26 protein-coding genes and 2 pseudogenes are annotated in these 26,566 nt (G+C 71.6%); 9 read left to right on the top strand and 19 right to left on the bottom strand.

Translation table 11 applies throughout. The annotated features are described in order from the left end of the window. Window positions 1-114 precede the first annotated feature (114 nt). The 5 genes from ABZ070_RS20045 to sigE all read right to left on the bottom strand — a co-directional run bounded on the left by ABZ070_RS20045 (window position 115) and on the right by sigE (window position 5,274). Window positions 115-816 carry a hypothetical protein gene (locus ABZ070_RS20045; protein WP_356635626.1) on the bottom strand — a complete coding sequence of 234 codons (702 nt, stop codon included), beginning with the start codon at window positions 814-816 and terminating at the stop codon, window positions 115-117. A 121-nt stretch (window positions 817-937) separates the two neighbouring features. Beyond that, window positions 938-1,399 carry a sec-independent translocase gene (locus ABZ070_RS20040; RefSeq protein WP_356635624.1) on the bottom strand — a complete coding sequence of 154 codons (462 nt, stop codon included), beginning with the start codon at window positions 1,397-1,399 and terminating at the stop codon, window positions 938-940. A 129-nt stretch (window positions 1,400-1,528) separates the two neighbouring features. Further along, entirely contained in the window at window positions 1,529-3,436 is a 1,908-nt protein-coding gene (locus tag ABZ070_RS20035; RefSeq protein ID WP_356635622.1) for a trypsin-like peptidase domain-containing protein, read from the bottom strand. A gap of 114 nt (window positions 3,437-3,550) precedes the next feature. Beyond that, window positions 3,551-4,504, bottom strand: a complete 954-nt coding sequence (locus tag ABZ070_RS20030; protein WP_356635620.1) for a zf-HC2 domain-containing protein — start codon at window positions 4,502-4,504, stop codon at window positions 3,551-3,553. Beyond that, window positions 4,501-5,274 carry an RNA polymerase sigma factor SigE gene (gene sigE / locus ABZ070_RS20025; RefSeq protein WP_356635632.1) on the bottom strand — a complete coding sequence of 258 codons (774 nt, stop codon included), beginning with the start codon at window positions 5,272-5,274 and terminating at the stop codon, window positions 4,501-4,503. The genes ABZ070_RS20030 and sigE overlap by 4 nt, the downstream gene beginning before the upstream one ends. Before the next feature lie 132 nt (window positions 5,275-5,406). Here sigE and ABZ070_RS20020 point away from each other — a divergent pair, with 132 nt between their 5' ends. Then, complete coding sequence (locus ABZ070_RS20020; RefSeq protein ID WP_356635630.1) at window positions 5,407-6,084, top strand: O-methyltransferase; 678 nt, start codon at window positions 5,407-5,409, stop codon at window positions 6,082-6,084. A gap of 173 nt (window positions 6,085-6,257) precedes the next feature. Here the strand turns inward: ABZ070_RS20020 and ABZ070_RS20015 are convergent, their stop codons facing one another. Beyond that, window positions 6,258-6,425 carry a DUF3117 domain-containing protein gene (locus ABZ070_RS20015; RefSeq protein ID WP_003966491.1) on the bottom strand — a complete coding sequence of 56 codons (168 nt, stop codon included), beginning with the start codon at window positions 6,423-6,425 and terminating at the stop codon, window positions 6,258-6,260. Window positions 6,426-6,737: 312 nt separating this feature from the next. Between ABZ070_RS20015 and ABZ070_RS20010 the strand changes: the two genes are divergently transcribed. After that, window positions 6,738-7,538: an enoyl-CoA hydratase-related protein gene (locus ABZ070_RS20010; RefSeq protein WP_356635618.1), complete on the top strand. Its 801-nt coding sequence runs from the start codon at window positions 6,738-6,740 to the stop codon at window positions 7,536-7,538. Window positions 7,539-7,554: 16 nt separating this feature from the next. On the opposite strand, the gene ABZ070_RS20005 is transcribed toward ABZ070_RS20010, so the two are convergent. Both ABZ070_RS20005 and ABZ070_RS20000 read right to left on the bottom strand, forming a co-directional pair. Then, window positions 7,555-8,142: a DNA-3-methyladenine glycosylase I gene (locus ABZ070_RS20005; RefSeq protein ID WP_356635628.1), complete on the bottom strand. Its 588-nt coding sequence runs from the start codon at window positions 8,140-8,142 to the stop codon at window positions 7,555-7,557. Window positions 8,143-8,147: 5 nt separating this feature from the next. After that, window positions 8,148-8,501, bottom strand: a complete 354-nt coding sequence (locus ABZ070_RS20000; protein WP_356635616.1) for a DivIVA domain-containing protein — start codon at window positions 8,499-8,501, stop codon at window positions 8,148-8,150. Between the two features lie 133 nt (window positions 8,502-8,634). Here ABZ070_RS20000 and folP point away from each other — a divergent pair, with 133 nt between their 5' ends. Continuing rightward, window positions 8,635-9,495: a dihydropteroate synthase gene (gene folP / locus ABZ070_RS19995; RefSeq protein ID WP_356635614.1), complete on the top strand. Its 861-nt coding sequence runs from the start codon at window positions 8,635-8,637 to the stop codon at window positions 9,493-9,495. 159 nt (window positions 9,496-9,654) lie between these two features. On the opposite strand, the gene ABZ070_RS19990 is transcribed toward folP, so the two are convergent. Both ABZ070_RS19990 and dapE read right to left on the bottom strand, forming a co-directional pair. Then, window positions 9,655-10,404, bottom strand: coding sequence for a TIGR00730 family Rossman fold protein (locus ABZ070_RS19990; RefSeq protein WP_356635612.1), 750 nt, complete (start codon window positions 10,402-10,404; stop codon window positions 9,655-9,657). 90 nt (window positions 10,405-10,494) lie between these two features. Further along, window positions 10,495-11,574 (bottom strand): succinyl-diaminopimelate desuccinylase, encoded by a 1,080-nt coding sequence (dapE, locus tag ABZ070_RS19985; protein WP_356635610.1) that lies wholly within the window; start codon window positions 11,572-11,574, stop codon window positions 10,495-10,497. A gap of 58 nt (window positions 11,575-11,632) precedes the next feature. Here dapE and ABZ070_RS19980 point away from each other — a divergent pair, with 58 nt between their 5' ends. Both ABZ070_RS19980 and ABZ070_RS19975 read left to right on the top strand, forming a co-directional pair. Then, window positions 11,633-12,595 (top strand): hypothetical protein, encoded by a 963-nt coding sequence (locus tag ABZ070_RS19980; RefSeq protein ID WP_356635608.1) that lies wholly within the window; start codon window positions 11,633-11,635, stop codon window positions 12,593-12,595. A gap of 295 nt (window positions 12,596-12,890) precedes the next feature. Continuing rightward, complete coding sequence (locus ABZ070_RS19975; RefSeq protein ID WP_356635606.1) at window positions 12,891-13,316, top strand: ATP-binding protein; 426 nt, start codon at window positions 12,891-12,893, stop codon at window positions 13,314-13,316. Between the two features lie 167 nt (window positions 13,317-13,483). Here the strand turns inward: ABZ070_RS19975 and ABZ070_RS19970 are convergent, their stop codons facing one another. Continuing rightward, the gene (locus ABZ070_RS19970) at window positions 13,484-14,578 is read right to left on the bottom strand and encodes a bifunctional succinyldiaminopimelate transaminase/glutamate-prephenate aminotransferase (protein ID WP_356635604.1); all 1,095 of its coding nucleotides are present in this window, start codon (window positions 14,576-14,578) and stop codon (window positions 13,484-13,486) included. Between the two features lie 102 nt (window positions 14,579-14,680). Further along, window positions 14,681-15,001 (bottom strand): ferredoxin, encoded by a 321-nt coding sequence (gene fdxA / locus ABZ070_RS19965; protein WP_003985062.1) that lies wholly within the window; start codon window positions 14,999-15,001, stop codon window positions 14,681-14,683. A gap of 114 nt (window positions 15,002-15,115) precedes the next feature. On the opposite strand from fdxA, the gene ABZ070_RS19960 reads away from it, so the two are divergent. Beyond that, on the top strand, window positions 15,116-16,111 hold the full coding sequence (locus ABZ070_RS19960; protein ID WP_356635602.1) for a GNAT family N-acetyltransferase: 996 nt from the start codon (window positions 15,116-15,118) through the stop codon (window positions 16,109-16,111). Window positions 16,112-16,123: 12 nt separating this feature from the next. After that, window positions 16,124-16,948 carry a transglutaminase-like domain-containing protein gene (locus ABZ070_RS19955; RefSeq protein WP_356635600.1) on the top strand — a complete coding sequence of 275 codons (825 nt, stop codon included), beginning with the start codon at window positions 16,124-16,126 and terminating at the stop codon, window positions 16,946-16,948. A gap of 224 nt (window positions 16,949-17,172) precedes the next feature. On the opposite strand, the gene ABZ070_RS19950 is transcribed toward ABZ070_RS19955, so the two are convergent. The 4 genes from ABZ070_RS19950 to ABZ070_RS19935 all read right to left on the bottom strand — a co-directional run bounded on the left by ABZ070_RS19950 (window position 17,173) and on the right by ABZ070_RS19935 (window position 21,241). Beyond that, complete coding sequence (locus tag ABZ070_RS19950) at window positions 17,173-19,353, bottom strand: hypothetical protein (protein WP_356635598.1); 2,181 nt, start codon at window positions 19,351-19,353, stop codon at window positions 17,173-17,175. Window positions 19,354-19,587: 234 nt separating this feature from the next. Beyond that, window positions 19,588-20,067 (bottom strand): DUF6113 family protein, encoded by a 480-nt coding sequence (locus ABZ070_RS19945; RefSeq protein ID WP_356635596.1) that lies wholly within the window; start codon window positions 20,065-20,067, stop codon window positions 19,588-19,590. Then, complete coding sequence (mshB, locus tag ABZ070_RS19940) at window positions 20,064-20,951, bottom strand: N-acetyl-1-D-myo-inositol-2-amino-2-deoxy-alpha-D-glucopyranoside deacetylase (RefSeq protein WP_356635594.1); 888 nt, start codon at window positions 20,949-20,951, stop codon at window positions 20,064-20,066. The genes ABZ070_RS19945 and mshB overlap by 4 nt, the downstream gene beginning before the upstream one ends. 95 nt (window positions 20,952-21,046) lie before the next feature. Beyond that, on the bottom strand, window positions 21,047-21,241 hold the full coding sequence (locus ABZ070_RS19935; protein ID WP_177150662.1) for a hypothetical protein: 195 nt from the start codon (window positions 21,239-21,241) through the stop codon (window positions 21,047-21,049). Window positions 21,242-21,408: 167 nt separating this feature from the next. Between ABZ070_RS19935 and ABZ070_RS19930 the strand changes: the two genes are divergently transcribed. Further along, a complete protein-coding gene (locus tag ABZ070_RS19930; RefSeq protein WP_356635592.1) occupies window positions 21,409-23,571 on the top strand; it encodes a prolyl oligopeptidase family serine peptidase in 2,163 nt (720 codons plus the stop codon). A gap of 29 nt (window positions 23,572-23,600) precedes the next feature. Here the strand turns inward: ABZ070_RS19930 and ABZ070_RS19925 are convergent, their stop codons facing one another. The 3 genes and pseudogenes from ABZ070_RS19925 to ABZ070_RS19915 all read right to left on the bottom strand — a co-directional run. Next, window positions 23,601-24,806 (bottom strand): hypothetical protein, encoded by a 1,206-nt coding sequence (locus ABZ070_RS19925; protein WP_356635590.1) that lies wholly within the window; start codon window positions 24,804-24,806, stop codon window positions 23,601-23,603. 217 nt (window positions 24,807-25,023) lie between these two features. Further along, window positions 25,024-26,112 (bottom strand): dipeptide ABC transporter ATP-binding protein, encoded by a 1,089-nt coding sequence (locus ABZ070_RS19920; RefSeq protein WP_356635588.1) that lies wholly within the window; start codon window positions 26,110-26,112, stop codon window positions 25,024-25,026. Then, a pseudogene (locus ABZ070_RS19915) lies at window positions 26,105-26,476 on the bottom strand (oligopeptide/dipeptide ABC transporter ATP-binding protein); the annotation flags it as partial. The pseudogene ABZ070_RS19915 and the gene ABZ070_RS19920, both read right to left, overlap by 8 nt. A gap of 1 nt (window position 26,477) precedes the next feature. On the opposite strand from ABZ070_RS19915, the pseudogene ABZ070_RS19910 reads away from it, so the two are divergent. Continuing rightward, a pseudogene (locus tag ABZ070_RS19910) lies at window positions 26,478-26,566 on the top strand (cysteine dioxygenase); the annotation flags it as partial.

The raw sequence follows: 26,566 nt of genomic DNA, 5'->3' as shown, positions 1-26,566 counted from the left end.
GTCCGGTGCCGCCCTGGCACGGCGAAGGGGCGCTGCTCTCGGGCAGCGTCCCTTCGCCGACGGCGCCGCTCCTTGAGCAGTGCCGCATCTTCGTGCGCATCCAGGGTCTTTCGTTCAGACCTGGCCTTCCGCGTAGGCCGCGGGGTTCGACACGACCGCGAACCCCAGGCCGTATGCGCTCATGCCGCGCCCGTACGCCCCGATGTGCACGCCCGAGTTCGTGGTCCCCGCCAGCACCCATCCGAACTCGGACTCGCGGTAGTGGAACTCTGTCGGCACCCCGTCCACGGGCAGGGAGAGGGCCGACCATGCGGGGCCGTCCAGATCGTCGGCGAGCTCGAACGCGGTCTCCGTCTGCTGCTCCAGCCAGTCGTCGCGCAGCGAGTGGTCCAGCTTTTCCGGCCAGGTGTGGGCCAGCAGCCCCGAACCGGCCAGCCAGGCGGCTGAGGAGACGGTGGTGGCGTCCAGTACGCCCGTGCCGTCGCCGCTGCGTCTGAGAGGGCTGGCCGCGACGGTGACCACGATCGTGAAGCGTTCCTTCTCGGTGCCCGCCGTCTCGGACCGTATCGTCGGCTCGTCGCCGTGTCCGATCGCGCCGTGTTGGACCGTGCCGTCAGCGGCGACGCCGACCTGCATCAGCCGGCGGGGGCCGGTGAAGGCCTCGTCCAGTGCGTACCAGGGGAAGGCGGCGTTCTTGAAACCCTCCGCCGTGCGCCGGGCAGCCGTGCCCCCCTGCGCCGTACGGGACCTGTAGCCGCTCTGGGCCGGCGAAGCGCCCTCCGCGTCCTGCTCCGTCACCCCGCTCGTCGTCGCCATGTAACCGGCCGCCTCCTCCGTCTTTCACACCTGCAGCGGACCCGCCCCCCTCGGGCGTCCTCACTGCCGGACAGATGGAGAGAATAGCCACCCGGTCCCCGCCCGCATGGATTGACAGCGCTCAGGTGGCGTCGGCGTCGAAGGGCGGGCGCTCGTCCCGAGCGGCCTTCTCGCCCTTCTTGAGCAGGTCGGGACCGCCTCCGGGGGAGCCGTTCACCGCGGCGGGGACGGAACCCTCCGACACACCGGAATGCTCCGATCCGTTGACGGCGTCGGCGACCTCGTTGATCTCCTTCTTGAGGTCGAAGCTGCTCCGCAGCTCCTTCAGTTCCTTTAGATCGTCGTTCTCCGCGAGCTGCTTGCGCAGGAACGCCTTCGGGTTCAGATCCTCGAACTCGAAGTCCTTGAACTCGGGACCCAGCTCGTTGCGGATGTCGTCCTTCGCGCTCTCTGAGAAGGCGCGGACCTTGCGGATGACGCGGGAGACGTCCTGGATCACCTTGGGCAGCTTTTCCGGACCGAAGATGAGAACGGCGAGAACGATGAGCGCGATCAGCTCTAGTCCGCCTATGTCATTGAACACCCTGCTGCTCCTCGTGTTCTCTGTGTTCTCCGTGTCCGCTGCGGCCCGCAGGTCGGATGGGGTCCGAGTCCGATCCACGGTACCTGGCGAAGTTGTCGGGCCGGTACTGTCCGTGCACCGCCGAGATGGTCACGAACTGTCCGCGGAGCCGAGCACGAGGGCCATCGTCCGCTCGTCACCGCCGCGCCTCAGCGTCAGCTCCAGGCGGTCCCCCGGGCGGTGGGCACGGATCTTGACGATCAGCTCCTCGCCGCTGTGCACCCGCTTGCCGTCCACCTCGGTGATCACGTCACCCGGCTTGACGCCCGCTTTCGCGGCAGGGCCGCCCGGGGTGACCGCGGGCGTGTCGTCCTGGCCCTTGTCGCCGACCCGTGCTCCGTCGCCGGTGAACTTCATGTCGAGGCTGACCCCGATCACCGGATGGGTGGCCTTGCCCGTGTTGATCAGTTCCTCGGCCACTCGCTTGCCCTGGTTGATGGGGATCGCGAAACCGAGTCCGATGGAGCCGGCCTGGCCGCCGTCGGGCCCCGCGCCGGTGTCCGCGGCACGGATGGCGCTGTTGATGCCGATGACCCGGGCCTGGGCGTCCACGAGCGGGCCGCCCGAGTTGCCCGGGTTTATCGGCGCGTCCGTCTGCAGGGCGTCGACGTAACTGATGTCGCTGCCGTCGCCCTTCTCGCCGCCGGCCGTGATCGGGCGCTCCTTGGCGCTGATGATTCCCGAGGTGACCGTGTTCTGGAGATCGAAGGGCGCGCCGATGGCGACGACGGGATCGCCGACCCTGACGTTGTCGGAATTGCCCAGCGGCAGCGGCTTGAGGCCGGAGACGCCGGTGACCTTGACGACGGCGAGGTCGTAGCCGCTGTCCTTGCCGACCAGCGTGGCCTTGGCGGTCTCTCCGCCGCTGAAGGTGATCGAGATGTCCCCGTCCGTCCCGGCCGGGTCGACGACGTGGTTGTTGGTCAGGATGTGGCCCTGCTGGTCGAGCACGAACCCTGTTCCGGTGCCCTGTTCGCCGGCGCCGCTGACATGGAGGGTGACGACGCTCGGCAGGGCGCTGGCGGCGATGCCGGCGACGCTGTCGGGAGCGCGGGCGGCGCTTTCCGGTCCGGCCTGCGGGAGCTCGACCTGGGTGATGCCGCCGTTGCGTTCCACGTAGGCGCCTGTGACTCCGCCGGCGCCGCCCGCGAGGAGCGCGATCACGACCGCGCCGATCAGCAGCGGGCCGCGTCGGCGCTTGCGGGGAGCGGCCGGCTCTCCGTGCTGGGTGAGCGGCTGTCCGGGCGCGCTCCACGGGTCGTACTGCAGCCAGACGGAGGACAGGGGTTGCGGCCGCTCGAGGGCGTGAGCGGGAGCGGCGTGTGCGTGGGTGGGGGGCTGCGGCGACGGGTGCGGCTGGGGCGCGGGCTGGGAGGACGGCGTGTGCTGCTGGGGTTGGGCGTGCGGCTGGGACTGGGGTTGGGGTTGGGCGTGCTGCGGCTGCGGCTGCGGCTGCGGCTGCGGCTGCGGCTGCGGCTGCGGCTGCGGCTGCGGCTGCGGCTGCGGCTGGGCGTATCCGCCTTGGGTGCCAGGTGCCGGGTAGTGCGGCGGTACCGGCGTGCCGTGGGCCGGCGTCGGCACGGGGCGCTGCACCGGGGGCGCGGGCGCCCAGGGCCCGGGCCCGCCGTACGGCGGAGTGCTGTAGGGGTCGGGGTCGTGCAGCGGCTTCGGCCTCGGTGGCGCGGCGAGCGCCCCGGTCGCCGGTACGTCAGCCGCCTCTGCCGTCGCGGCGGCCGACGACTCCCCGGCAGGCGCGGCCGATGCCCCGGCGCGGTCATCGGCCGCGGGGGCCGCGTCATCGTGCACGGGCACGTCGGCCGGAGTGGGCACAGCGGCCGGAGAGGATGCGTCGGCCGGGGTGGGTGCGTCGGCCGGCGCGGGCACCTCGGGCGACGCGGGCGCCTCGGGGGCGGCCTCCTGCCCGGAGGTTGCTCCGCGTCCCGTACTGGGGCGGCTCCACCACTTCGCCTTGGGCCCGGTGGGCTTCCCGTCGTCCATGCTCTCCCCGCAAACTGCCGACCACTGCGGCGCCCCCGCGGGGCACCCGCTGAGATTCAACCAGGTTTGCGAATCTGTGCGCAGTGTCCTGGTCAGGTCCCGGACAGGGCTTCGTCAGGGCAAGGGCGACAGCGGCTGGGCGGGCCGGGTCGGGGCCGCCGGGGGCGGGAGAACGGGATCGGCCGTCGGTCCGATCGCAGGGGTGGCCGCCAGCTGGAACACCGACCCCGTCGGCCGTGTCGACGGCGTCATGGAGGAGGCGTGCGCCAACGGCGACACGCCCAGGGGACGGTTCAGCATCTGGCCCGCCGGCTCACCGGGGACAGCGGCGACGACCGGCCCGGCATCGGGCCTGGTCTGGCCGCTTCCACCACCGCGCCGGCGGTCGCCCTCCGTGCCGCGGACGGATGCGGCACCACCACCGGTTCCTGTGTTCACGCCGGTCGTAGCAGTGGTCGGGGTCGCGGTGCGCAGCGGATTCACCTTGTTCCCGCCGCCCTGACCGCGCGAAGCCGAGTCCGGTGTCATGTCGAGGGGCACGGCGCCGCCGAGGGCGATCGCGGCGAACGACACGGCGCTGGCCGCCGCGAAGGCGAACCGCCTGCCGCGCCAGGGCGAGCGCTCAGCCTCCGCGCGGCCCACCTCGTGGATGCGAAATCCGCTCCCGCCACCCGGCAGGACGGCGGCGTGCGCGCCGCCGGGGACGTACCCGAACATCTCCGCGCGGGGGTCGGCAGGTCTTCCCGCCGACGGGTTCAGTCCTCCGAACACCCCGCCCGCGAGACGTCCTCCGCCGAAGGGGCCCGGCTCGTCGTCGTCTCCGGCCGCAGGGCCCGCAGGCAGGCCTTGGAGCCGCGCGAGCAGCCCTTCGGAGAGCGGCGGCGGCGCGGCTTGCGCGAAAACGTTCTTGAGGCGTCGCTGGGCGTCGGCCTCGGCCTTGCAGCGGGGACAGGTCGCCAGATGGGCCAGAACCCTGTCCCTGGCGTCGTGCTCGAGCTCGCCGTCGACAAGCGCGGCGAGCCGGTCCCCCAGGTGCTGTTCCGCAGGGGTCGGACTGGTGCCGTTCACGCCGGTCCACCCTCCCCCGCCAGCCCGACGGCCCCGGCGAGCGAGCGCTGCTGCTCCGCCCGGGCCTGCGGGGAGCGGTGCTGAAGAGCCTTGCGCAGATGGGAGCGGCCGCGGTGGATCCGGCTGCGGACGGTGCCGAGCTTCACGCCGAGGGTCGCGGCGATCTCCTCGTACGACAGACCCTCGATGTCACAGAGCACGACGGCGGCGCGGAATTCGGGCGCGAGGGTGTCCAGCGCCTGCTGGACGTCCGCGTCGAAGTGGCTGTCGTTGAAGACCTGCTGCGGCGAGGGCTCGCGACTGGGCAGCCGCTCGGCCGCGTCGTCGCCGAGCGCGTCGAAACGGATGCGCTGCTTGCGACGGACCATGTCCAGGAAGAGATTCGTGGTGATCCGGTGCAGCCAGCCCTCGAAGGTGCCGGGGGTGTACGTCGACAGCGAACGGAACACACGGACGAAGACCTCCTGGGTGAGGTCCTCGGCGTCGTGCTGATTACCCGTCAGGCGGTACGCCAGACGATAGACCCGTGCGCTGTGGGTGCTGACGATCTCCTCCCAGGTGGGAGGGGTCCACGCCTGCGATTCCGCATCCGATGCGAAGGTCGCGGTGGTGACGGAGTCGGAGGGCACAGAACGGTCAGCAGTGTTGGTCACGGATTTCGGCTCACCCACCGATCTGAGAAGACGCCGGAGCACTCCTCCCCGATCCGCAGGTGCAGCCGCACCTCCCCTGTCGGCTCTGGTGGTGGTGTCCAGCGGAGCCCCTACCATAGCCACCTCGCCCGTTAGCTCCGGATAAGAATCTTTACGTGGATTTGGGTCCGGCTTCCGGCCGCGACCTGTGTGCTTCCCACCTGCCCTGAACAACGACCGGTCCCATCTGCGGGTTCCCGGGGGCAGCGGATACAGTCAGCGTCGCGCCAACTACGGGGACAGGAGAGGGTCATTACCGCCAACCGGCAGACGAGCTGGGCGTTCGCCGACGCCTTTGTCGCCGAGGACGACGCTCTGCGCTGGGCCCGGGACCGGGCCCGGGAGTCAGGGCTGCCCTCGGTGTCTCCAGGCACCGGCGCCGCGCTGCGACTGCTGGCGGCCACCGCCGACGCCAAGGCGGTCGCCGAGATCGGGACCGGTACGGGAGTCTCCGGGGTCTACCTGCTGCAGGGCATGCGCCCGGACGGCGTGCTGACGACCGTCGATCCGGAGCCGGAGCGTCAGCAGTTCGCGAAGGAGGCCTTCCGCGCGGCGGGCTTCGCCGCGAACAGGGCACGCTTCATTCCGGGCCGGGCGCTCGATGTCCTGCCGCGGCTGGCGGACGGCGGCTACGACCTCGTGTTCTGCGACGGCGACCGGACCGAGTCGCTGGACTATCTCGCTGAATCGTTGCGCCTGCTGCGGCCTGGAGGGCTCGTCTGCTTCGAGGGCGTCTTCGCGGAGGGCCGTACGGTCGACTCGGCGGCGCAGCCGACGGAGGTACTGCGGGTACGTGAGCTGCTGAGGGCGGTCCGGGAGAGCCAAGAGCTGCTGCCGACGCTGCTGCCGGTCGGGGACGGCCTCCTCTGCGCGGTCCGCCGCGCCTGACCGGTCCCGGGTGCGCACTGAGGCACACGGCCGCTGCGCGAAAGCGTTCCCCCACCCCGCCTCTCCCCGAACCGGGCTCCACGCGGAGCCGTTACCGGCCCGGCGTGCCCGCCAGGAAAACGCACTGCCCCGGCGCGCTTTCGCGGGCCGGGGCAGTGAAGAATCAGGACGCGTCAGCCGACGACCTTCTTCAGGGCGTCACCGAGTGCATCGGCTTCGTCCGGAGTCAGTTCGACGACAAGACGACCGCCGCCTTCGAGCGGAACGCGCATGACGATGCCCCGCCCCTCCTTGGTCACCTCGAGCGGGCCGTCGCCCGTCCGCGGCTTCATGGCCGCCATGCTCGTTCCCCTTCCTGAAACCAGCTCATCGCAGCCGGCGGCCCCGTGAGAGGTGCTGTGTCACCGGCATCGAACACATTGCTTCCAGGCCATTATCCCGCATGGCGGGACCCAAAGACCAACATCAGTCGGCATCGCTTACGCAACGCGCTCTCGCAAAACCACTCAATTCGGCGATCCGCCTGCGATACTTCGCCACCGCCCGCACGGCACCCGGCGAAGATTGTTAGACGCAGGTCACATGTCCACCTCCGGCGATCTCCGCCATGCTGGCTTCGACACTGCCGTCAGAACGACAAAAGGGGACCCGCCATGGCCGACTCGGTGCTGTACGACGTGAACGACGGACTCGCGACGATCACGATCAACCGGCCAGAGGCCATGAACGCGATGAACGTGGACGCGAAGGTCGCCCTGCGTGACGCCGCCCGGGCCGCTGCCGCGGACAGCGCCGTGCGTGCGGTGCTGCTCACCGCGACGGGCAAGGCGTTCTGCGTGGGGCAGGACCTCAAGGAGCACGTGTCGCTGCTCGCGTCCGCCCGCGACTCGGGCGACGGCGGCGTCATGAGCACCGTCCGGGAGCACTACAACCCGATCGTCCGGGCCCTGACCGAGATGCCGAAGCCCGTCGTGGCCGGGGTCAACGGAGTGGCCGCCGGTGCCGGTCTCGGGTTCGCGCTGGCCGCCGACTACCGGATCGTCGCCGACACCGCCAAGTTCACGACGTCCTTCGCGGGTGTGGCGCTCACCGCCGACTCCGGGGTGTCGTGGACACTCCCGCGCCTGATCGGCCGGAGCCGCGCCGCCGACCTGCTGCTCTTCCCCCGTTCGTTCTCCGCACAGGAGGCGTACGAGTGGGGCATCGCGAACAGGCTCGTCCCGGCGGACGAGCTGGCCGCGGAGGCCGCCGCGGTGGCCCGCGCCCTGGCCGACGGCCCCACGGTCGCCTACGCGGCACTGAAGGAGTCGCTGGCGTACGGCGCGGACCGTTCGCTGAGCGACGCGCTCGACAAGGAGGAGGAGCTGCAGGCGAGGGCGGGCGCCTCGGAGGACCACGCGATCGCGGTGCAGGCGTTCCTGGCCAAGGAGGCCCCCAAGTACCTCGGCCGCTGAGAAGCCGGGCCCTGTCCTAGCGGGCGCCGCCGCGCGCGACGCAGTCGGCGAGGTGGTCGTCGACGAGGCCGCACGCCTGCATCAGGGCATACGCCGTCGTCGGGCCCACGAAACGCAGACCGCGCTTCTTGAGCTCTTTGGCCAGGGCCGTGGACTCGTCGGTGACGGCCGGTACGTCGGTGATCGTGCGGGGCGCGGGGCGCCGCGCGGCATCGGGGGCGTACGACCAGATCAGAGCGTCCAGGTCACCGGAGGGCCAGTCGGCGAGTACGCGCGCGTTGGCGAGGGTCGCCCGGATCTTGGCGCGATTGCGGATGATGCCGGGGTCGGCGAGGAGGCGCTCCTCGTCGGCGTCGGTGAACGCGGCGACCGAGGCGATCTTGAAGCCGTCGAAAGCGCCGCGGAATCCTTCCCTGCGGCGCAGGATCGTGATCCAGGACAGGCCGGACTGGAAGGCCTCCAGGCAGAGCCTTTCGAACAGGGCGTCGTCGCCGTGGACCGGCCGGCCCCACTCCTCGTCGTGATAGGCCACGTACTCGACGGTGGACAGGCCCCAGGGGCAGCGCAGCCTGCCGTCCGGGCCCGGTACGGCGGCGCCGGTCACCGTGGTCACCTGTCCGGCTCCTCTCCGGGCTTGGTGAACATGCCGGGCTTGCCCACCGCGGTCGCCTGTGCCCCGGCCAGCGCCGACTCCAGCTCGGCGATGCGCGCGTCCCGCTCGGCGAGCTCCGCACCGAGGCGGCCGAGTACGTCGTCCACGTCGTCCATGCGGTAGCCCCGCACGCCCACGGGGAGCCGGAGGGCGTCGATGTCGGCGCGGCCGACGGGCCGGTCCGACGGCAGCGGGTCCACCAGCTGCTCCGGCGCCGCCTCGGGCAGGGCCGCGCTGTCGCTGCCGCCGACCACGGCGAGGGCGACCGCCGCGACGACCACGATCATCGCGATCAGCAAGAACCAGAACACGAGCGACCCTCTCCCCGAACTTCCCGTACGTCCCCGGGGAACTTACCCGAGCGGAAAACTCTCCGGTGCTGATCGTGCCACGGGACAGTGACGGTTAGGGTCGCAGGCGAACGAGCTGAGGAGGAAACAGCGGATGCTGCGGCTGGGACGGCGTGAGTTCGACGCACACGAGCCAGTGATCATGGCGATCGTGAACCGGACGCCCGACTCCTTCTACGACCGGGGTGCGACGTTCCGCGACGAGCCCGCGCTCTCCAGGGTCGAGCAGGCGGTGGCCGAGGGCGCCGCCATCATCGACATCGGCGGCGTGAAGGCCGGCCCCGGCGAGGAGGTGACCGCCGAGGAGGAGGCACGTCGCACGGTCGGTTTTGTCGCCGAGGTGCGGCGGCGCCACCCGGACGTGGTGATCAGCGTCGACACCTGGCGCCACGATGTGGGCGCCGCGGTCTGCGAGGCGGGTGCCGATGTGCTGAACGACGCGTGGGGCGGGGTCGATCCGAAGCTGGCGGAGGTCGCCGCTCGGTACGGGGCGGGTCTCGTGTGCACGCACGCGGGCGGCGCCGAGCCCCGCACACGCCCGCACCGGGTCGTCTACGACGACGTGATGGCGGACATTCTGCGGGTGACGCTCGGACTCGCGGAGCGGGCCGTCGAGCTGGGCGTACGCCGGGACGGCATCATGATCGATCCCGGTCATGACTTCGGCAAGAACACCAGGCACAGCCTGGAGGCCACCCGTCGGCTCGATGAGATGACCGGGACGGGCTGGCCGGTGCTGGTCTCGCTGTCCAACAAGGACTTCGTCGGGGAGACGCTCGACAAACCGGTCAAGGAGCGGGTGGTGGGCACGCTCGCGACGACCGCCGTGTCCGCGTGGCTGGGCGCGCAGGTCTACCGCGTGCACGAGGTGGCGGAGACGAAGCAGGTGCTGGACATGGTGGCGGCGATCGCGGGCCACCGTCAGCCGGCGGTCGCCCGCCGGGGGCTTGCCTGACGCGACGCGACGCCCGACGCGACGCCCGATCCGCGAGCCGACGCGCAGCCCGAACAGCGTGGCCAAGACCCCCCGATACGCACGTCCGGGTCGGGTCGGCGCACGGATCCGGTGCCGGGAACGGGCCCCGGACGCGTCCGGGGCCCGGGCGGCCGCAGGCTATCTGCCCGTCTCCTTGGTGACCAGGGCCACCGCCTCCTCCACGTCGTCGGTGACGTGGAACAGCAGCAGGTCACGCTCCGACGCCTTGCCCTGGGCGACCACGGTGTCGCGCAGCCAGTCGACCAGGCCGCTCCAGTACCCGGTGCCGAAGAGCACGATCGGGAAGCGCGTCACCTTGCGGGTCTGGACGAGTGTGAGCGCCTCGAACAGCTCGTCCAGCGTGCCCAGTCCGCCCGGCAGAACGACGAAGCCCTGCGCGTACTTCACGAACATCGTCTTGCGGACGAAGAAGTAGCGGAAGTTGACCCCGATGTCGACATGCGGGTTGATGCCCTGCTCGAAGGGCAGCTCGATGCCCAGACCGACGGAGATGCCCTTGGCCTCGCGCGCGCCGCGGTTGGCCGCTTCCATGGCGCCGGGGCCGCCGCCCGTGATCACCGCGAAACCGGCGCCGACCAGTGCCCGGCCGAGGCGTACTCCGATCTCGTACTCGGGTGTGCCGACCGGGGTGCGGGCGGAGCCGAAGACGCTGATCGCGCTGGGCAGTTCGGCGAGGGCGCCGAATCCCTCAACGAACTCGGACTGGATGCGCATGACCCGCCAGGGGTCGGTGTGCACCCACTGGGAGTCGCCTTCGGTGTCGAGCAGCCGCTGGTCGGTGGTGGTCGGTTGCATCTGTTCCCTGCGGCGCAGTACCGGTCCCAGCCGCTGCTCCTCCAGCGCCCGCAATCCCTCGGGGTTGCTCATGACCTGCTCCCTCCGCCGAACATCATTTGCTTCTGGTCAGGGTAGGTCGGCGAACGTTACGAAGGGCGAAATCGGGGCGATCCGCCGGTGTCAGGAAGTGAGCCAGTCGCGCAGCCGCTCCTCGCAGTGCGTGATCTTCCAGGCGGCGACGTGCTCGTCCCGCTTGTGGGCGAAGAGCGCGTCGCCCGGCCCGTAATTGACCGCGGGCACTCCGAGAGCGCTGAAGCGCGAGACGTCCGTCCAGCCGAACTTGGGCTGGGCGGTTCCGCCGACAGCCTCCATGAAGGCGGCAGCGGCAGGGTGCGAAAGGCCGGGCAGCGCCCCGCCGGTGTGGTCGTCCACCACGATCTCGCTCACACCGCAGTCAGCGAACACCTCTCGGACATGCGCCTCGGCCTCGGCCATACTGCGGTCCGGGGCGTAGCGGTAGTTGACCACCACGGTGCATGCGTCGGGGATGACGTTCGTGGCCACACCGCCCTCGATGCCCACGGCGCTGAGGCCCTCGCGGTACTCGAGCCCGTCGATGACGGGCCGGCGCGGCTCGTACGCGGCGAGGCGGGCCAGGATCGGACCCGCGGCGTGAATGGCGTTGGACCCCATCCAGCTGCGCGCGGAGTGTGCCCGCTCCCCCTCCGTGCGCAGGTGCACCCGCAGCGTGCCCTGGCAGCCGCCCTCGACCTGGGCGTCGGAGGGCTCCAGCAGAACGGCGAAGTCGCCGTCCAGCCAGTCGGGGTGGGCCTCGGCCACATGTCCCAGACCGTTGAGGTGGGCGGCCACTTCTTCGTTGTCGTAGAAGACGAAGGTGAGGTCGCGGTTGGGCTCGGGAACGGTCGCCGCGATACGCAGCTGGACGGCGACGCCCGACTTCATGTCACTGGTTCCGCACCCCCACAGGATGCCGTTCTCGTCGAGCCGTGACGGCACGTTGTCGGCGATCGGGACGGTGTCGATGTGCCCTGCCAGGACGACCCGCTCGCCCCGGCCGAGGTGCGTCCGGGCGACGACGTTGTTGCCGTGCCGGTCGACGACGAGGTGCGGCAGCGCGCGCAGCGCTTCCTCGATGGCGTCGGCAAGCGGCTTCTCGTCACCGCTGACCGACCGGAAGTCGACCAGGGCGGCGGTCAGGGCGGGGGCGTCAAGGGTGAGGTCAAGAGCGGTCTCAGGCATGTCTGAGACCTTAGAGCCTCCCATCCGGCCCCCGCGCGGGCTCCAGTACGGTGGGCAGGTGTCCGAGACCGCCTCTCCCGTCCGGCGCGGCCGCTCCCTGCGCTTCGCGGCCGCGTTCCTCGTGCTGCTGGCCCTCGTCGGTTACGTCGTCGTGCAGTACGTCACCGGGGGCGGGGCGCCCCGCTGCACCGTACGTACGGCAGAGGGCGACGGACCGTCGTACGAGCTCACGGCCGAGCAGGCGGGGAACGCCGCGACGATCTCCGCGGTCGGCACGACCCGCGGCATGCCCGAGCGGGCGGTCACGATCGCGCTGGCGACGGCCCTCCAGGAGTCGGCGCTGCGCAACATCGAGCACGGCGACCGGGACTCCCTCGGCCTGTTCCAGCAGCGCCCGTCCCAGGGGTGGGGCACGCCCGACCAGATCCTCGACCCGGTCTACGCCTCCGGGAAGTTCTACGACCATCTCGCCGAGGTGCCCGGTTACTCGCGGCTGCCGCTGACCGTCGCCGCGCAGCGCGTCCAGCGCAGCGGCTTCCCCCAGGCGTACGCGAAACACGAGCCGGACGCCACGCTGCTGGCGGCGGCTCTCACGGGCCGTGCCTCCGCGACCCTGACCTGCGGGACCGGAAGCGGTGGCCGGAGCGGCGATCCGGCGCAGGTGCGGGCGGAGCTGGCTCGGTCGTTCGGGCCCGGGATACTGCCCAAGGACGGAAGCGGTCGCGGCCTCGGGAGCGACGTGGATGCCCGCGAAGTGTCCGTCCCGGTCCAGACGACCGCAGGCGTGGGCGAGGCGGGGGCCGGCGGCCCCGGCGGTCAGGGCGACGGCCGCGGTGACGACGGCGCCAGGCGCGGCTGGGAGCTGGCGCACTGGGCGGTCGCGCGGGCGGCCGAACTCCGCATCGAGGAGGTCTCGTTCTCGGGCCGGGTGTGGAGCGCCGACAAGTCGGACGAGGGCTGGCGTTCGTCCGGTACCGCCGAACGCCGCACCGAGAACGTCCGCATCCGTATCGCCCAGTAGTCCGAACCTTCCCTCGAACGAGGCAGTCCGGTCAGCTCGGCAGGCACCTCTTCCTCTCCGGGCGAGACCCTCTTCCGCGAGACACCGAACCCGTTGGCACCAGGGGGAAGTGACGGTTCGGCACACCCCTGCGCGATGCAGTGTTTGCCCGTTTTTATCCGAGGCCGATAATGCGACGCGTTACCAATTCTTTACCTTGCCGCACCGCAACTTCTCCCCGCCTCCCCACGGTTGTCAGGACGTCCGAACGCCGGACAGGCACCATTCCGAACGTCCTCTCGTCTCAAGGAGCATCATGTCCCTCCCCCTGACCCGTCGGATCGCCCGTGCCGCGCTGCTCATCGCGGCGGGAGCAGCTCCTGTGGTCGGTGCGGCCGGCTCCGCGGGCGCCGTGGAACTCCCGCAGGCACCGGTCGGCGGCCTCTCGGCCCTCGACACGGACAACGTCAGCGGCACGGTCGACGGCGTCTCGAAGGAGACCACCAAGGTGGCCGGCCAGGTCGGTGGCAAGTCGGCGCAGAAGGCCGCCCCCGTCGCGACCAAGCCGGTCGGCAAGGCGGCCAAGTCGGCGGCTCCTGTCGCCAAGAAGGTCGGCGGTGACGCCGCCGGGCAGGCGGGCGGCCTGGTCGGCGGCGCGACCAAGGGCGGTCTGCCGACCGACTCGCTGACGGGCGGCGGCCTGCCCACCAGCTCCCTCGGCGGCCTGCCGCTCGGCGGCTGACGCACGGCGCCCGTCCGAAGGGCCCCGGGAGTCCCTGCTCCCGGGGCCCTTCCACGCCCCGTGGCGTCGTGGTGTCTGACGCCGCCGCCGCAACCACACCGTGGTGCCGCCCCGGCGTGCTGGTGCCCGCGACCTCCCCGAGTGGCCGCCGCCGCGCCCTGAGCGGCTCAGCCGAGGCGCTTGACCGCCGCCTCGACCCGCTCGTCGGTCGCCGTGAACGCCACCCGTACGAAGCGCTCGCCGGCCTCCCCGTAGAAATCACCGGGCGCCACGAGGATGCCGAGCTCCGCCAGGTACGCGACCGTGTCCCAGCACGGCTCGTCGCGGGTGACCCACAGGTAGAGGCTGGCCTCGCTGTGCTCGATCCGGAAGCCGTGCCCTTCGAGGGCGGAGCGCAGGGCCGTGCGCCGGGCCGCGTACCTGGCGCGCTGTTCGGTGACGTGCGCGTCGTCGCCGAGCGCCGCCACCGTGGCGGCCTGGACGGGCGCGGGGGTCATCATCCCGCCGTGCTTGCGGATCCGCAGAAGCTCGCCCAGCACGTCCGCGTCGCCCGCGATGAACGCGGCGCGGTAGCCGGCCAGGTTGGACCGCTTGGAGAGCGAGTGGACGGCCACCACACCCTCGTAGGTGCCGCCGCAGACGTCCGGGTGCAGGACGGAGACCGGCTCCGCCTCCCAGCCGAGCTCCAGGTAGCACTCGTCGCTGAAGACCAGCACGCCGTTCTCCCGCGCCCAGGCGACGATCCGAGTCAGCTCGTCCTTGTCCAGCACGCGGCCGGTCGGGTTCGAGGGCGAGTTGAGCCAGAGCAGCCTCAGCCCCTCCGGGTCGAGCTCCGTCGGGTCGTCGTAGACCACCGGGGTCGCGCCGCAGAGCCGCGCCCCCACCTCGTACGTCGGGTAGGCGAGCCGCGGGTAGGCGACCTTGTCGCCGGCGCCGAGGCCGAGCTGCGTCGGCAGCCAGGCGACCAGTTCCTTGGAGCCGACGACGGGCAGGACGTTGGTGTGCGCCACGCCCACCGCCCCGAGCCGGCGCTCGACCCACGAGGCGAGCGCGTCGCGCAGCGCGGGTGTGCCCCAGACCGTCGGGTAGCCCGGCGAGTCGGCGGCGCCGACGAGGGCCTTCTGGATCAGCTCGGGAACGGGATCGACCGGAGTGCCCACCGAGAGGTCCACGATGCCGTCGGGGTGGGCGGCGGCCGTCGCCTTGTAGGGCTCGAGCCTGTCCCAGGGAAAGACGGGGAGTCGTGAGGAGACTGCGGGCACGGCGGCGCTCACTTTCATTACGGGGCGTCGACGCCGGCGCGCCAAACGCCACGGTCCCGTACGGACGACGAACCGTACGGGACCGGGGACATGCGGTTCTGATCAGCCGTTCTGCGGCGGCAGGGCGGCGATGAAGGGATGGTCGCGCTCGATCAGGCCGAGCTTGGAGGCACCACCGGGCGAACCGAGCTCGTCGAAGAACTCGACATTCGCCTTGTAGTAGTCCTTCCACTCCTCCGGGGTGTCATCCTCGTAGAAGATGGCCTCGACCGGGCAGACCGGCTCACAAGCACCACAGTCGACGCATTCGTCCGGGTGGATGTACAAGGACCGGGAGCCCTCGTAGATGCAGTCGACGGGGCACTCCTCGATGCACGCCTTGTCCTTGACGTCGACACAAGGCTGCGCGATGACGTAGGTCACGCTGTCGTTCCTCCTCGGTAAGGGCTGGCTTGCGCGGGAGCGCGGCGTCGTCGATGCCCGCCCCTAGTATCTCCGTTCTTGGCCACGAACCGAACAGGAGGGGCTCTCACAGCTGTGGAATTCACTGCGGGCGGACGACTCGAGGTCCGCATTACACCCGCTGACGTGGGCAAACGCGTCTCCGTCCGATGCTTGAGCGCTGCTGAAGCACCGGTCGCGAAGTTCACCGACACGGTTGGTGTTCTCACATCATGGAACGCCGGTGTGCTGCTGATCACACGCCGGACAGGTGAGAGTGTCCGCATCCCGGAATCGTCCCTGGTCGCGGGAAAGGTCGTACCGGCGGCGCCGGCCCGGCGCAGGGGTCCCGCGGCGGACTTCGCCGAGCTCGCGGGGGTCACGGCACGTGCCTGGCAGCCGGTGGAGCGCGGGCGGCTCGGCGGCTGGGAACTGCGGGCCGCGGGCGGTTTCACCCGGCGTGCCAATTCCGTGCTGCCGCTCGGCGATCCCGGCCTGCCGATCGACGCCGCGCTCGCCCGGGTGACGGACTGGTACGCGGCGCGCGGTCTGCCGGCGTACATCCAGACGGCGACCGGGGCGGCAGGCACGCAGGAGGCGCTCTGCGCGGAGCTCGAGGCGCGGGGCTGGCGGCGCGAGGTCACGGCGCAGGTGCAGGTCGGGGGGCTGGCGGCGGTCGGGGACCTGGACGCCGACGTCTCCCGTGTCCAGCTCTCCCGCTCCGTCGACGAGCCGTGGCTGCGGCGCTACCAGCGATTCGGTGTGCCCGGACCACATGTACTCCAGGTCCTGGGCAGCGGCCCTTCAGTGTGGTTCGCGACCGTGCCCGGATCCGGTGACGCCCCTGCGGCCATCGGCCGATGTGTGGTCGACGGACGCTGGGCGGGCTTCATGGCCGTGGAGGTCGACCCGGTACACCGGCGCCAGGGGCTCGCAACGGCCGTCATGGCCGCCCTGGCTCGCCGGGCACTCGACGAGGGCGCCTCGGCGGCCTGGCTGCAGGTGGAGTCCGACAACGACGGCGGACGCGCCCTGTACGAAGCGATGGGCTTCGGCGTCCACCACCACTACCACCACTACCGGGCACTGTAGGGCAGGCCGCGTATGCACGAGAACGACCGGCGGTCCCGATTCGCCGAGGAGGCCCGCGCGGAGCGGCCCGACCTCGCGACGCTGTGCCTGCTCATCGGGGCGGAGGCGGACCCGTCGTTGGACGAGGCGGGCATGGACGCGGCCCAGATCGAACTGGACCGCCTCGCCGGGCTGCTCCCGTACGGCCTGAGAGGGCCGCACGCGTGGGCTGCGGCCCTCGCCGACCTGCTGGGCGGCCGCGAAGGCTTCCACGGCACGCCCGGCGACTACCAGAACCTCGAGGCCTCGCTCCTCCACCACGTGCTCGACCGCCGGCGCGGCCTGCCGATCCTGCTCTCCGTGGTCTGGATCGAGGTCGCCCGCCGGGCGGGCGCCCCTGTCTACGGAGTCGCCCTGCCGGGCCACTTCGTGGTCGGTTTCGGCGACCTGGGGGAACAGCTGCTCGCCGATCCCTTCGCCGCCGGCCGCCTGCTCACGGCCGAGGACACCGAACTGCTCGTGACCGGCGCCACCGGCGGCCCTCTGACGCCGTCGATGCTGACCCCCGCCGACACGCCGGCGGTCGTCTCACGCATCCTCAACAACATCCGCGCCTGGGCGGCCCTCCGCCCAGAACACTCGGCGGTCGCACTCTGGGCGCTCGACCTCCTGCTCCTCCTCCCCTCCCACCCGGCCCGCCTCCGCTACGAACGAGCCCAAGTGCTCGTCCAGCGAGGGGATTTCCTGGCGGGCGCGACCGAGATGGAGACGTACGCGGAGGTGGTGGCCGCGGTCGAGCCGACGACGGCGGAGACGATCAGGAGCCAGGCCCGCGCGGCGCGGGCCAGACTCAACTGAGCGCGCCCTGCCCAGCTCACCTGAACTCGTGGACGACCTCGATCTCCCCCACGAGGTGCGCGTTGAACTCGTCCAGCTCCTCGGCGGGCACCCACAGCTCGAGGATCTTTCTCCCCACCGGCCTGCGGGACCGGACAGCGCGCTACGAACTCCGCGTAACCCGCACGCAGTGAAGGAGCCCCTTGCCCGAGTCGGGCAAGGGGCTCCTTCAACGCCGCCGCGAATCAGCTCGGGTCGAGCTCGATGACCGCCGTGCGTTCCGCCGGCGTCTTGCCGCGCAGGGCCGGGCCCATCGCCTGAGCCACGTCGTCGGCGGTGACCTGGTGCTGCTTGCCGTCGCCCTTGGTGATCATGATCCCGTCGAAGACGCCTTCGAGCAGTTGGTCGATGGCCTGCTTGTCGTAGACCTCGACCAGCCTGCCGTCGATCGCCTTCATCGACAGGATCTTCGGCAGCGACTTCGCGGGGCCGAACTGGATCTGCTTGGTTCCCGCCTTGATCGTGATCAGGCCGGACATCGCGGGCTCCGCGAACTCCTTCATCGCCCGGTCGAGCTCGGCCTGGGTGATCGTGGGCTGGCGGGTCGCGACCGGCAGCTCCACGACGTTCGGCCTGCCTGTCTGGACCTGGGCGCGGTAGGCGTCCTTGACCGAGATCATCGAGCGGCCGACGTCCAGGGACTGGCCCGCCTTGCCGGGTACCGCGACGGCCTTGTCGGGCTCGAAGCGGATCGTGCCGTCGCTGGACGAGCCCGCGGTGCCCGCGAGGTCGGCGAGCGCGACGCTCAGCTTCTCCTCGTCGACGAGGATCACCGGTTCGGCGACGCGCTCGCCGCCGAAGAGCGAGCCGATGACGGAGACCGGGTTGTAGTCACTGCCCGCGGCGGCGCGGACGGTGGCCTGGCTGTCCAGCGAGAGACCGGCCTTGTCCGGCGGCAGCTCAGCCTTCTTGCCGGCGACGGAAAGCTGCAGCGGGGCCTTGGCACGGTCGCCGAGGCCGGCTTCGAGCTTGTTGACGGCCTCGTCCTTCGTCCCGCCGCCGATGTCGACGCCGAGGACCGTGGTGCTCTTGGGCACGTCGGAGTGGTTGAGCAGCAGCCCGGCGCCGTACGCGATGCCGAGCAGACCGACCACGCCGGCGCCGGCGAGCACCAGCTTGGAGCGGCCCTTCTTCGCGGGGGCGGGCGCGGGCCGGGGCGCGGGCCTGGCGGCGTCCGCGCCGCTTCCGGGAGCGACGGGACCACCGGCTCCGCCCGGACCGGCCGGGAACTCCGGTACGGAGAAGCCGCCGCTCTCGGCCTGCGGGCCGGGCTGCGTCAGGAGGGGATTGGGACCGGTGCCGGGGCCGGTCTGCGGTCCGCCGAGCGACGAGAACGGCGACCGGTGCTCGCTCGGAACCACCGGGATGCCGCTGGTGAGCGTGTCACCGGAGACATGGCCACGGCCGGGGCCGCCGTCGGGGGCGGGCTTCTGCGGGGTGAGCACGGCGGTGTCGTCGGACATCCTGGGCGCACCCGTGCCCGGGCCGCCGACCTCCGGCGCCGGACGGCCGGTACGGGGGCCGAGTGGCATGCTGCCGGTGGCCGGGCCGGACGTGGGTCCTGCGGGAGCGCCGGTCCGGTCCGGAGCACCCGGTGGGCGGACGCCCAGCGGCGGCGTACTACGTCCGGGGGCGAAGCCGTTGCCCTGGCCGGGGCCACCCGGGGCGCCGGCGCCGGGCCGGGGACCGGACGGGCCGGCGGACACGTCGGCGGATCCTGCCTGCTCGGCAAGGGCCGCGAGGCCCGACCGCGGAGCTGAGGGGGCCGATCCGCCGGCGCCGTTCGGGCTGCCGGCACCGTTCGTGCCGGGGCCGCCGGCCGGAGCCGACGCGGATCCGCCGGGTCCGGCCGGTGCGCTGCCCCCTGCCGCCGACGCCGGCTTGCGCGGCGCGAACCAGTCGCTGGTGGCGGGCTTCTCCTCGGCCGCGGGCGCCGAGGGCGACGGCGGCTCCGCCGTCTCCTGCGAAGCACCGGGCCGGGGCGCGCCGCCCGTCCGCTCGCTCTCACGCTCGGCCGCGGCGGCGGAACCCGAACCGCCGGACGCGCCCGCAGCAGACCCCGAGCCCGGACGCGCGCCCGAGCCCGGACGCGCGCCGGCGTCTATGTCGCTCATCGGTGTACGCATCACGACCGGCGGGATCGGCCGCGACCCCGGGATGTTGATCCGGATACGCGTCGTCAGCGTCGTCTCGGTCTTGGGCTCTTCCGGCTGCTGCTCGGCTGCCGGCTGCGCGGCCTCGTCCGGAGCGCCCTGCGGGTGCAGCGACGGATACTGGCGCGATCCGTACGGCGGTGTCCCGGAGGGGTACGCGGCTCCACCGCGCCCCTGGGGGCCGGAGGACGAACTGTCAGTTTCACGACTCAAAGCAGGTTCTCCCGGTTGGCTTCGCCGCCCGTTTCTTACTGGATAGCTACTGCTGCGGGCGGCTCGGCGGCGCGCACCACCATACTGGCCGCGGCGGACGGACACCCGGGGACTGCGGGAAGCGGCTTTTCGCCGACCGTACGGGCATGGTCAGTTCGGCGGCTTCCCACCCCGTGTGGCGACCCACCATAGGGGGCCCGCCCCACCGGCTGCTTGCTGGGGTCCTGTCGGGGTCTATCCGCCAAGTCGGCCCTGCCCGCCGCCGGGTTGCGGCAACCGCGACATGGTGGCACACATCACAGCGATCGCCATGCCGCCGAGCATGTAGACGAGCGGTCCGATCCCGGCGGCGAACACGCCGTCCCCCTCCGGCCGTCCGGTGCTGAGGACGACGATCGCCGCCAGCCAGCCGACAGCCGAGCAGACCGCGCCGAGCTGGGTCGCCGTCGCCCGCAGCGCACCGAGGAACAGTCCCGCGGAGGCGAGGAGCGCCAGCACCAACCCGCCCGGGAACCAGGCCGCTTGGACGAGCGATCCCGCCGTACCGACGACCGCCCCGAGCACCACGAGTGCCAGGTAGGCAGCGATCCGGCCGAGCCTCGGGGCCTTGGGGGGACGGGTGAGCCAGGATCCGGACGCGGCCCCTGCCCGCCCGTCCCGGCCGGCCTGACCACGTGCGGCACGGTTGCCCCTCTCGCCCCGGTTGTCACTCATACCGAAACCCCCGCGAAGAGGTCGTTCTCCCGCTCGCCCGGCTCCGCCCCGGACTCACCGGCGACCAACTGGTAGTACTCGGTGGTGAACAAGGGCTGCCCCAGGTCGTTCGAGAGTGCGAAGAAAGGGCCGTCCACGGCGATTTGCGTGGCATGTGCCCGCATCGCCGCCGCCTTCCGTTCCGCGTACGGCGTGCCGTCGATCTCCGCGGTGATCTCGGAGTCGTCCACGACGCCGGGGATGTCGTCGATCTCCGCGATGCCGGGAAAGTCCGCGCCGATGGCGCGCAGTCGGGCGAAGCCCTCCTCCGCCGCGGACCGGGGGACGCGGTTCCAGTAGATCTTGGCGACGGCGTGCGGGTCGCCGAGGTCGCGCCGGAAGACGGGCTCCGCCGCCAGCTCGGCCGCCCGCATGGCCACCCGGTGTGCCTGGATGTGGTCGGGGTGGCCGTACCCGCCGTCGGGGTCGTACGTCACGAGAACCTGCGGACGCACCGAACGGATGATCTCCACGAGATACCCGGCCGCCTCGTCCACGTCCGCGCTCCAGAACGCGCCTTCCCGGCGGTTCTGCTCGAGCCCCATCATCCCGGAGTCCCGGAACCTGCCCGGTCCGCCGAGGAAGCGGTGGTCCGTGACCCCCAGCTCCTTCATCGCGGCGGCCAGTTCGCCGATGCGGTGCTGCCCCAGCCGGTCCTCCCGGTCAGGGGCGAGGTGGGCGAGCTCGGCCGGGATGACCTCGCCCTCCTCGCCGAGGGTGCAGGTCACCAGCGTGACCTGGGCGCCCGCGGCCGCGTACAGGGCCATCGTGGCGCCGTTGTTGATCGACTCGTCGTCCGGATGGGCATGCACGAGAAGCAGGCGACGGGCGGGAAGATCCTTCATACGGACACCCTAGAACGGGTGAGGCTCCGCCCGCGGCGCCACCTTCGGGTCCGGAGCCCCCTGAAACCGGCCAGGCCCTGTCCGAACGAAAGACCCTAGAACTTGATGCCCCCGATCATCCCCGCGACGTTGGTCGTCAGCTCGGTGATGGTCGGCGCCACCGACGAGCTGGCCAGATAGAACCCGAGCAGCACGCAGACCGCCGCATGTCCGCCCTTGAGACCGGCTTTCCGGATCAGCAGGAAGACGACGATCGCCAGCAGCACCACCGCCGAAATCGAGAGTGCCACGGCGGTTCACCTCCACATATTCGGTCGGGACGGTCCCATTGCATGTGCCAGGACATGTGCCAGTAGGTTCATACCCACCTTGCGCTACGGATCATAACTATCCGTGCCCACGCATCGATCGGTGCACGGCAGCACATGGGGGCGCACACCCCCTAAGGTTCGGTCGCATGACGTCGACGCAACCGCCCTCCTTTCCGCGTCAGTCCGCGCGGACCCAGCGCTTCACGTTGGGCGCCCCCCGCGCCTTCACGGTGTCACCGGACGGGTCGCGGGTGGTGTTCCTGCGCTCCGCCTCCGGAACCGACCGGTCGGGGCTGCTGTGGGTGCTCGATCTGGACGGGGACGGCGGGCAGCCGCAGGAGCGCCCGGCCGCGGATCCCAGGGAGTTGCTGGGCGGCTCGGCGGAGAAGCTGTCCGCCGAGGAACGGGCCCGGCGCGAGCGCAGCAGGGAAGGGTCGGCGGGGATCGTCGGCTACGCGGTGGACGGGGCTGTCGAGTTGGCGGCTTTCACACTCTCCGGACGGCTGTTCACGGCCGAACTGCGTGCCGGTACCTCCCGCGAACTCCCCACGCCGGGGCCTGTCCTGGACCCGAGGCCGTCCCCCGACGGCCGGCTCGTCGCGTATGTGGCCGGCGGCACGCTGCGCGTGACGGGCGCCGAGGGGCAGGAGGACCGTGCGCTCGCAGAGCCGGAGGACGCGCAGGTCACCTACGGGCTGGCGGAGTTCGCCGCCGCCGAGGAGATGGGCCGCTCCCGCGGCTTCTGGTGGGCGCCTGATTCCGACGGGCTGCTGGTGGCCCGGGTCGACGAGCGGGAGGTCCGCCGCTGGTGGATCTCCGATCCGGCGCATCCGGACCGGGAACCGTCGAAGGTCGCGTACCCGGCCGCGGGGACGCCCAACGCCGACGTCGGGCTGTTCTTCGTCACCCTGGACGGGCAGCGCACGGAGGTGACCTGGGACCGGAAGGCCTACCCCTATCTCGCCCGTGTGCACTGGTCGGCCGCCGGCCCGCCGCTGCTGCTCGTGCAGTCGCGCGACCAGCGCATCCAGAGACACCTGGCGGTCGATCCGGAGACCGGCGCGACGCGGACCGTGCACGTCGACGAGGACGCGGCGTGGCTGGAACTGTTCCCCGGCGTCCCGGCCTGGGCCCCCGAGTCGTCGTACGCCCGCGGTTTCGGGGGCGGGCGGCTGGTGCGCATCGCGGACGAGGGCGGGGCGCGCGTGCTCGCGGTCGGCGACCGGGTGCTGACCGGGGCACAGTTGCAGCTGCGCGCCGTCCTGAACATCGGCGAGAGCGACGTCCTCGTGTCCGCGGCGGCCGGTGAGGAGGCGGTGGAGCCGGAGACCGGCGAGATCCACGTGTACCGGGTCAACGAGCTGGGCATCGAACGCGTCTCGCAGGGCGCCGGTGTGCACTCGGCGGTGCGCGCCGGCAGCGTGACGGTCCTGGCGTCGTCCCGTACCGACGTGAGCGGCACCTCCGTGCAGGTCCTGCGGGACGGCAAGCAGATCGCCGTCGTCGCCTCGTACGCGGAGCAGCCGGTCCTGCGCGCCCGGCCGGTGCTCACGCAGGCGGGTGCCCGGCGGATTCCGTGCGCGGTGCTGCTGCCGTCCGGTCTCCGGGAGTCGGACGGCCCACTGCCCGTGCTGATGGACCCGTACGGGGGACCCCATGGCCAACGTGTGTTCGCCGCACACAATCCGTATCTGACCTCGCAGTGGTTCGCCGAGCAGGGCTTCGCCGTGGTCGTCGCCGACGGCCGGGGCACGCCCGGCCGCTCCCCGGGCTGGGAGAAGGCGATCGACGGCGACTTCGGCCTGACGCTGGACGACCAGATCGAGGCCCTGCAGGCGCTGGCCGGCTCCTTCCCGCTGGATCTGGAGCGGGTCGCGATCCGCGGCTGGTCGTACGGCGGCTACCTGGCGGCGTCGGCGGTGCTGCGCCGGCCGGACGTCTTCCACGCGGCAGTGGCGGGCGCCCCGGTGACCGACTGGCGGCTCTACGACACCCACTACACCGAGCGGTACCTGGGCGACCCTGCCGCGCGGCCCGAGGCATACGCGGTGAACTCGCTGGTCACCGATGCCGGTCTGACCGCTGCGGAAGATCCCGTCCGGCCGCTGCTGATCGTCCATGGCCTGGCCGACGACAATGTGGTGATGGCACACACCCTGCGGCTTTCGTCGGCGCTGCTTGGGGCGGGACGTCCGCACGAGGTGCTTCCGCTCACCGGAGTGACGCATATGACGCCGCAGGAGCAGATCGCTGAGAATCTGCTGCTGCTCCAGGTCGACTTCCTCAAGCGCGCGCTCCGGCTCGGGTGAGGCGCCGCCCCTCAGGGCCCGGCAGTCGGCTACCAGTTGGGCGGTGGTGACGACGGCGGTGGCGGTCCGAAACCGCCGTCCGGTGCACCCGGCGGCGGAGAGCCGTGACCGGGGCCGGACTGCGGAGAGTCGGGGCCGCCGGGGCCGGACCGGGAACCGGTGGCCGCAGAGCCGGACCCGGGACCGGAACCGGGACGGCCCGGATACCCGTAAGCGGGATATCCGTAGCCGGACGACGGCTGCGGACAGCCGTGGCCCGGCGGCGACAGAGTCCCTCCCGGAGAGCCGCCGTCCACCGGCCCGCTCTTGCCGCGCCTGGTCAGGACGGCGAGCAGCACGAGCCCCGCGATCAGCCCGAACAGCCAGGTGGCCGAGAGCAGCTGGTACTCCAGCGGCGCTCGGCCGAACTTCTGGAAGATCCGCAGACGGAAGGCGAAGTCCACACCCGCCGCACCGGCCACCGCCACGTGCACCGCCAGCACCGCCCCCAGCGGCCGGGCGAACACTGCCCCGACGAGCAGGCCGATACCCGCGGTCAGAGCGAGGACGACGACCGCGGTGGCCAGCCAGCCCGACGGGGGCGCGAGCAGTCTGATCGCGAGCAGGTCGCCGCCGACAAGGCTGTCGAGAAAGACCTCGGCCCCGAACCGGTAGGCGAATCTGATCTGCCAGGCCGCCGTGATCGCCGCCTCGGCGAACAGCAGCACGGCCGCGGTCCTGGCCACGGCCCGGGTGGGCCCGGTGGGCGTACGCCGGAGTGCGGACGCGCGGGGGCCGTTGTCGTGACCGGCCGCCTCGGACGGCCGGCGTCCGGCTGCCACCGTGATCACGAGTCCGACGGCCAGTCCGAGTACGGCGAAGGTGCTGAGCAGCGCGCGCGTACGCACCGTGTCGGTCGAGTCGAGGTTGATCCACGAGGCCGTGATCACCCACAGGCTGGGCAGCCGTACGGCGAGGGTGAAGACGGCGGTCGTGACCAGCGCGCCGGCCGCGACCGAGGAACGCAGTGCGGCGACGGCGACGGCGCCGTACACGAGGAGCAGAGCACCGTCGAGAACAGTGGTGACCTGCGGATTCCGCCCCCAGTTGTGCCTCGGGTCGGACACCCAGTAGTGCCAGAGGCCGGCGAAGCCGTCGGACGCCGAAACGTCCCGGACGATCCACGCCCCGGTGATCAGCGCGAGCACGGCGCACAGCGCCGCTCCGGTGATCCGGGCCCCCCGCGTAAGAGTCACAGCGACGATCCTGCATCCGCCCGCAAGCCCGGACAAGGGCGATGAACGGACAGTTCCGGACAACCGCCCCGGCCGGCGGGAAACCGGCCGGTACCGCATGGCGCGGTCCCGGCCGGTCCACGGCACCCGCACGGCCGTACGTTCCCCAGAGTGAGGCGTCCGTATATCGGACGTGAGACGGGCAAGTTGCTTCTGTGTTAAAGAGACTGACGGATGCTCACAGAGCCTTGCGGCCGTTCCCGTCACCCGGCGGCGGTCCACTGGGCACTACCTGCCGCTCCTCCGCGAAGTGGCACGCCGACGGGTGCTGCACCGGCCCCTCGACCGTCCGCAGGTGAGCGGGCACGGCCAGCAGGGGCACCTCCCGTGCGCACCGCTCCTGCGCCTTCCAGCAGCGGGTGCGGAAGCGGCAGCCGGAGGGGATGTCGGTGGGCGAGGGGACGTCCCCCGTGAGGATGATCCTCCCCCTGGCTTCTCCGTGGGGACCCCTACCCCGTGCTCGCGCTTCGGGGTCGGGCACCGGCACCGCCGACAGCAGCGCCTGGGTGTAGGGATGTGTCGGATGGTCGTAGATCTCGTCGTCCTTGCCGATTTCCACGATCCGCCCCAGGTACATCACACCGACCCGGTCCGAGATGTGCCGGACGATCGAGAGGTCGTGGGCGATGAACACATAGCTGAGGGCGAACTGGCTCTGGAGCTGGTCCAGCAGGTTGATCACCTGCGCCTGTACCGAGACGTCCAGCGCCGAGACCGGCTCGTCGGCGACGATGATCTCCGGCTGGAGGGCGAGGCCGCGGGCGATGCCGATGCGCTGGCGCTGACCGCCCGAGAACTGGTGCGGATACCGGTTGATGTACTCGGGATTGAGCCCGACGACATCGAGGAGCTCCCGCACCTTCTGCCTGCGCGAGCCCTTGGGCGCCACCTCGGGGTGGATCTCGTACGGCTCACCGATGATGTCGCCGACCGTCATCCGCGGGTTGAGGGACGTGTACGGGTCCTGGAACACCATCTGGATGTTGCGGCGCACGGCCTTCAGCGCACGCCCCGACAGCTTGGTGATGTCCTCGCCCTTGTACCGGATCGCCCCGGCGGTGGGCCGCTCGAGGTGGACCAGCATCCTGGCGAGCGTGGACTTGCCGCAGCCCGACTCCCCCACGATGCCCAGTGTTTCGCCGGCGAACAGGTCGACGTCGACGCCGTCGACCGCCTTGACCGCGCCGATCTGCTTCTTGAAGAGGACACCGCGGGTGAGCGGATAGTGCTTGACCAGGTCGCGTACCTCGAGGATCGCCTCAGCCATGGAGTGTCGCCTCCCAGAAGTGGCACGCGCTCCGGCGTTCCTCGTTCACCTCGTACAGCGGTGGCACGCCGGCCCGGCACACGTCCTGGGCCATCGGGCAGCGCGGGTTGAAGGCGCAGCCGGGCGGGATGTGCACCAGGTTCGGCGGCAGCCCTTTGATCGCGTACAGCTCCTGGCCCTTCTGGTCCAGGCGCGGGATCGATTCCAGCAGGCCCTTGGTGTACGGGTGTGCGGGCGCCCGGTAGATGTCGTGGACGGGCGCGGTCTCGACGATCCGGCCCGCGTACATCACGGCGATCTTGTCCGCGACGTCGGCGACGACGCCGAGGTCGTGCGTGATCAGGATCAGACCCATGTCGAGTTCGCACGAGGTGCTCAACGAGTCTCCCGTGGAACACGCGGTCTCCGTCCACGCCTACTATCCGCCGCTGCCGCTGATGAGGCGGTTCAGCAG

This window comes from Streptomyces sp. NPDC006283, from assembly GCF_040613325.1.
In the GTDB taxonomy this organism is placed as follows: Bacteria; Actinomycetota; Actinomycetes; order Streptomycetales; family Streptomycetaceae; genus Streptomyces.
The sequence above is the reverse complement of the archived record's forward strand: the minus strand, read 5'-3'. Positions and strand labels throughout refer to the sequence as shown.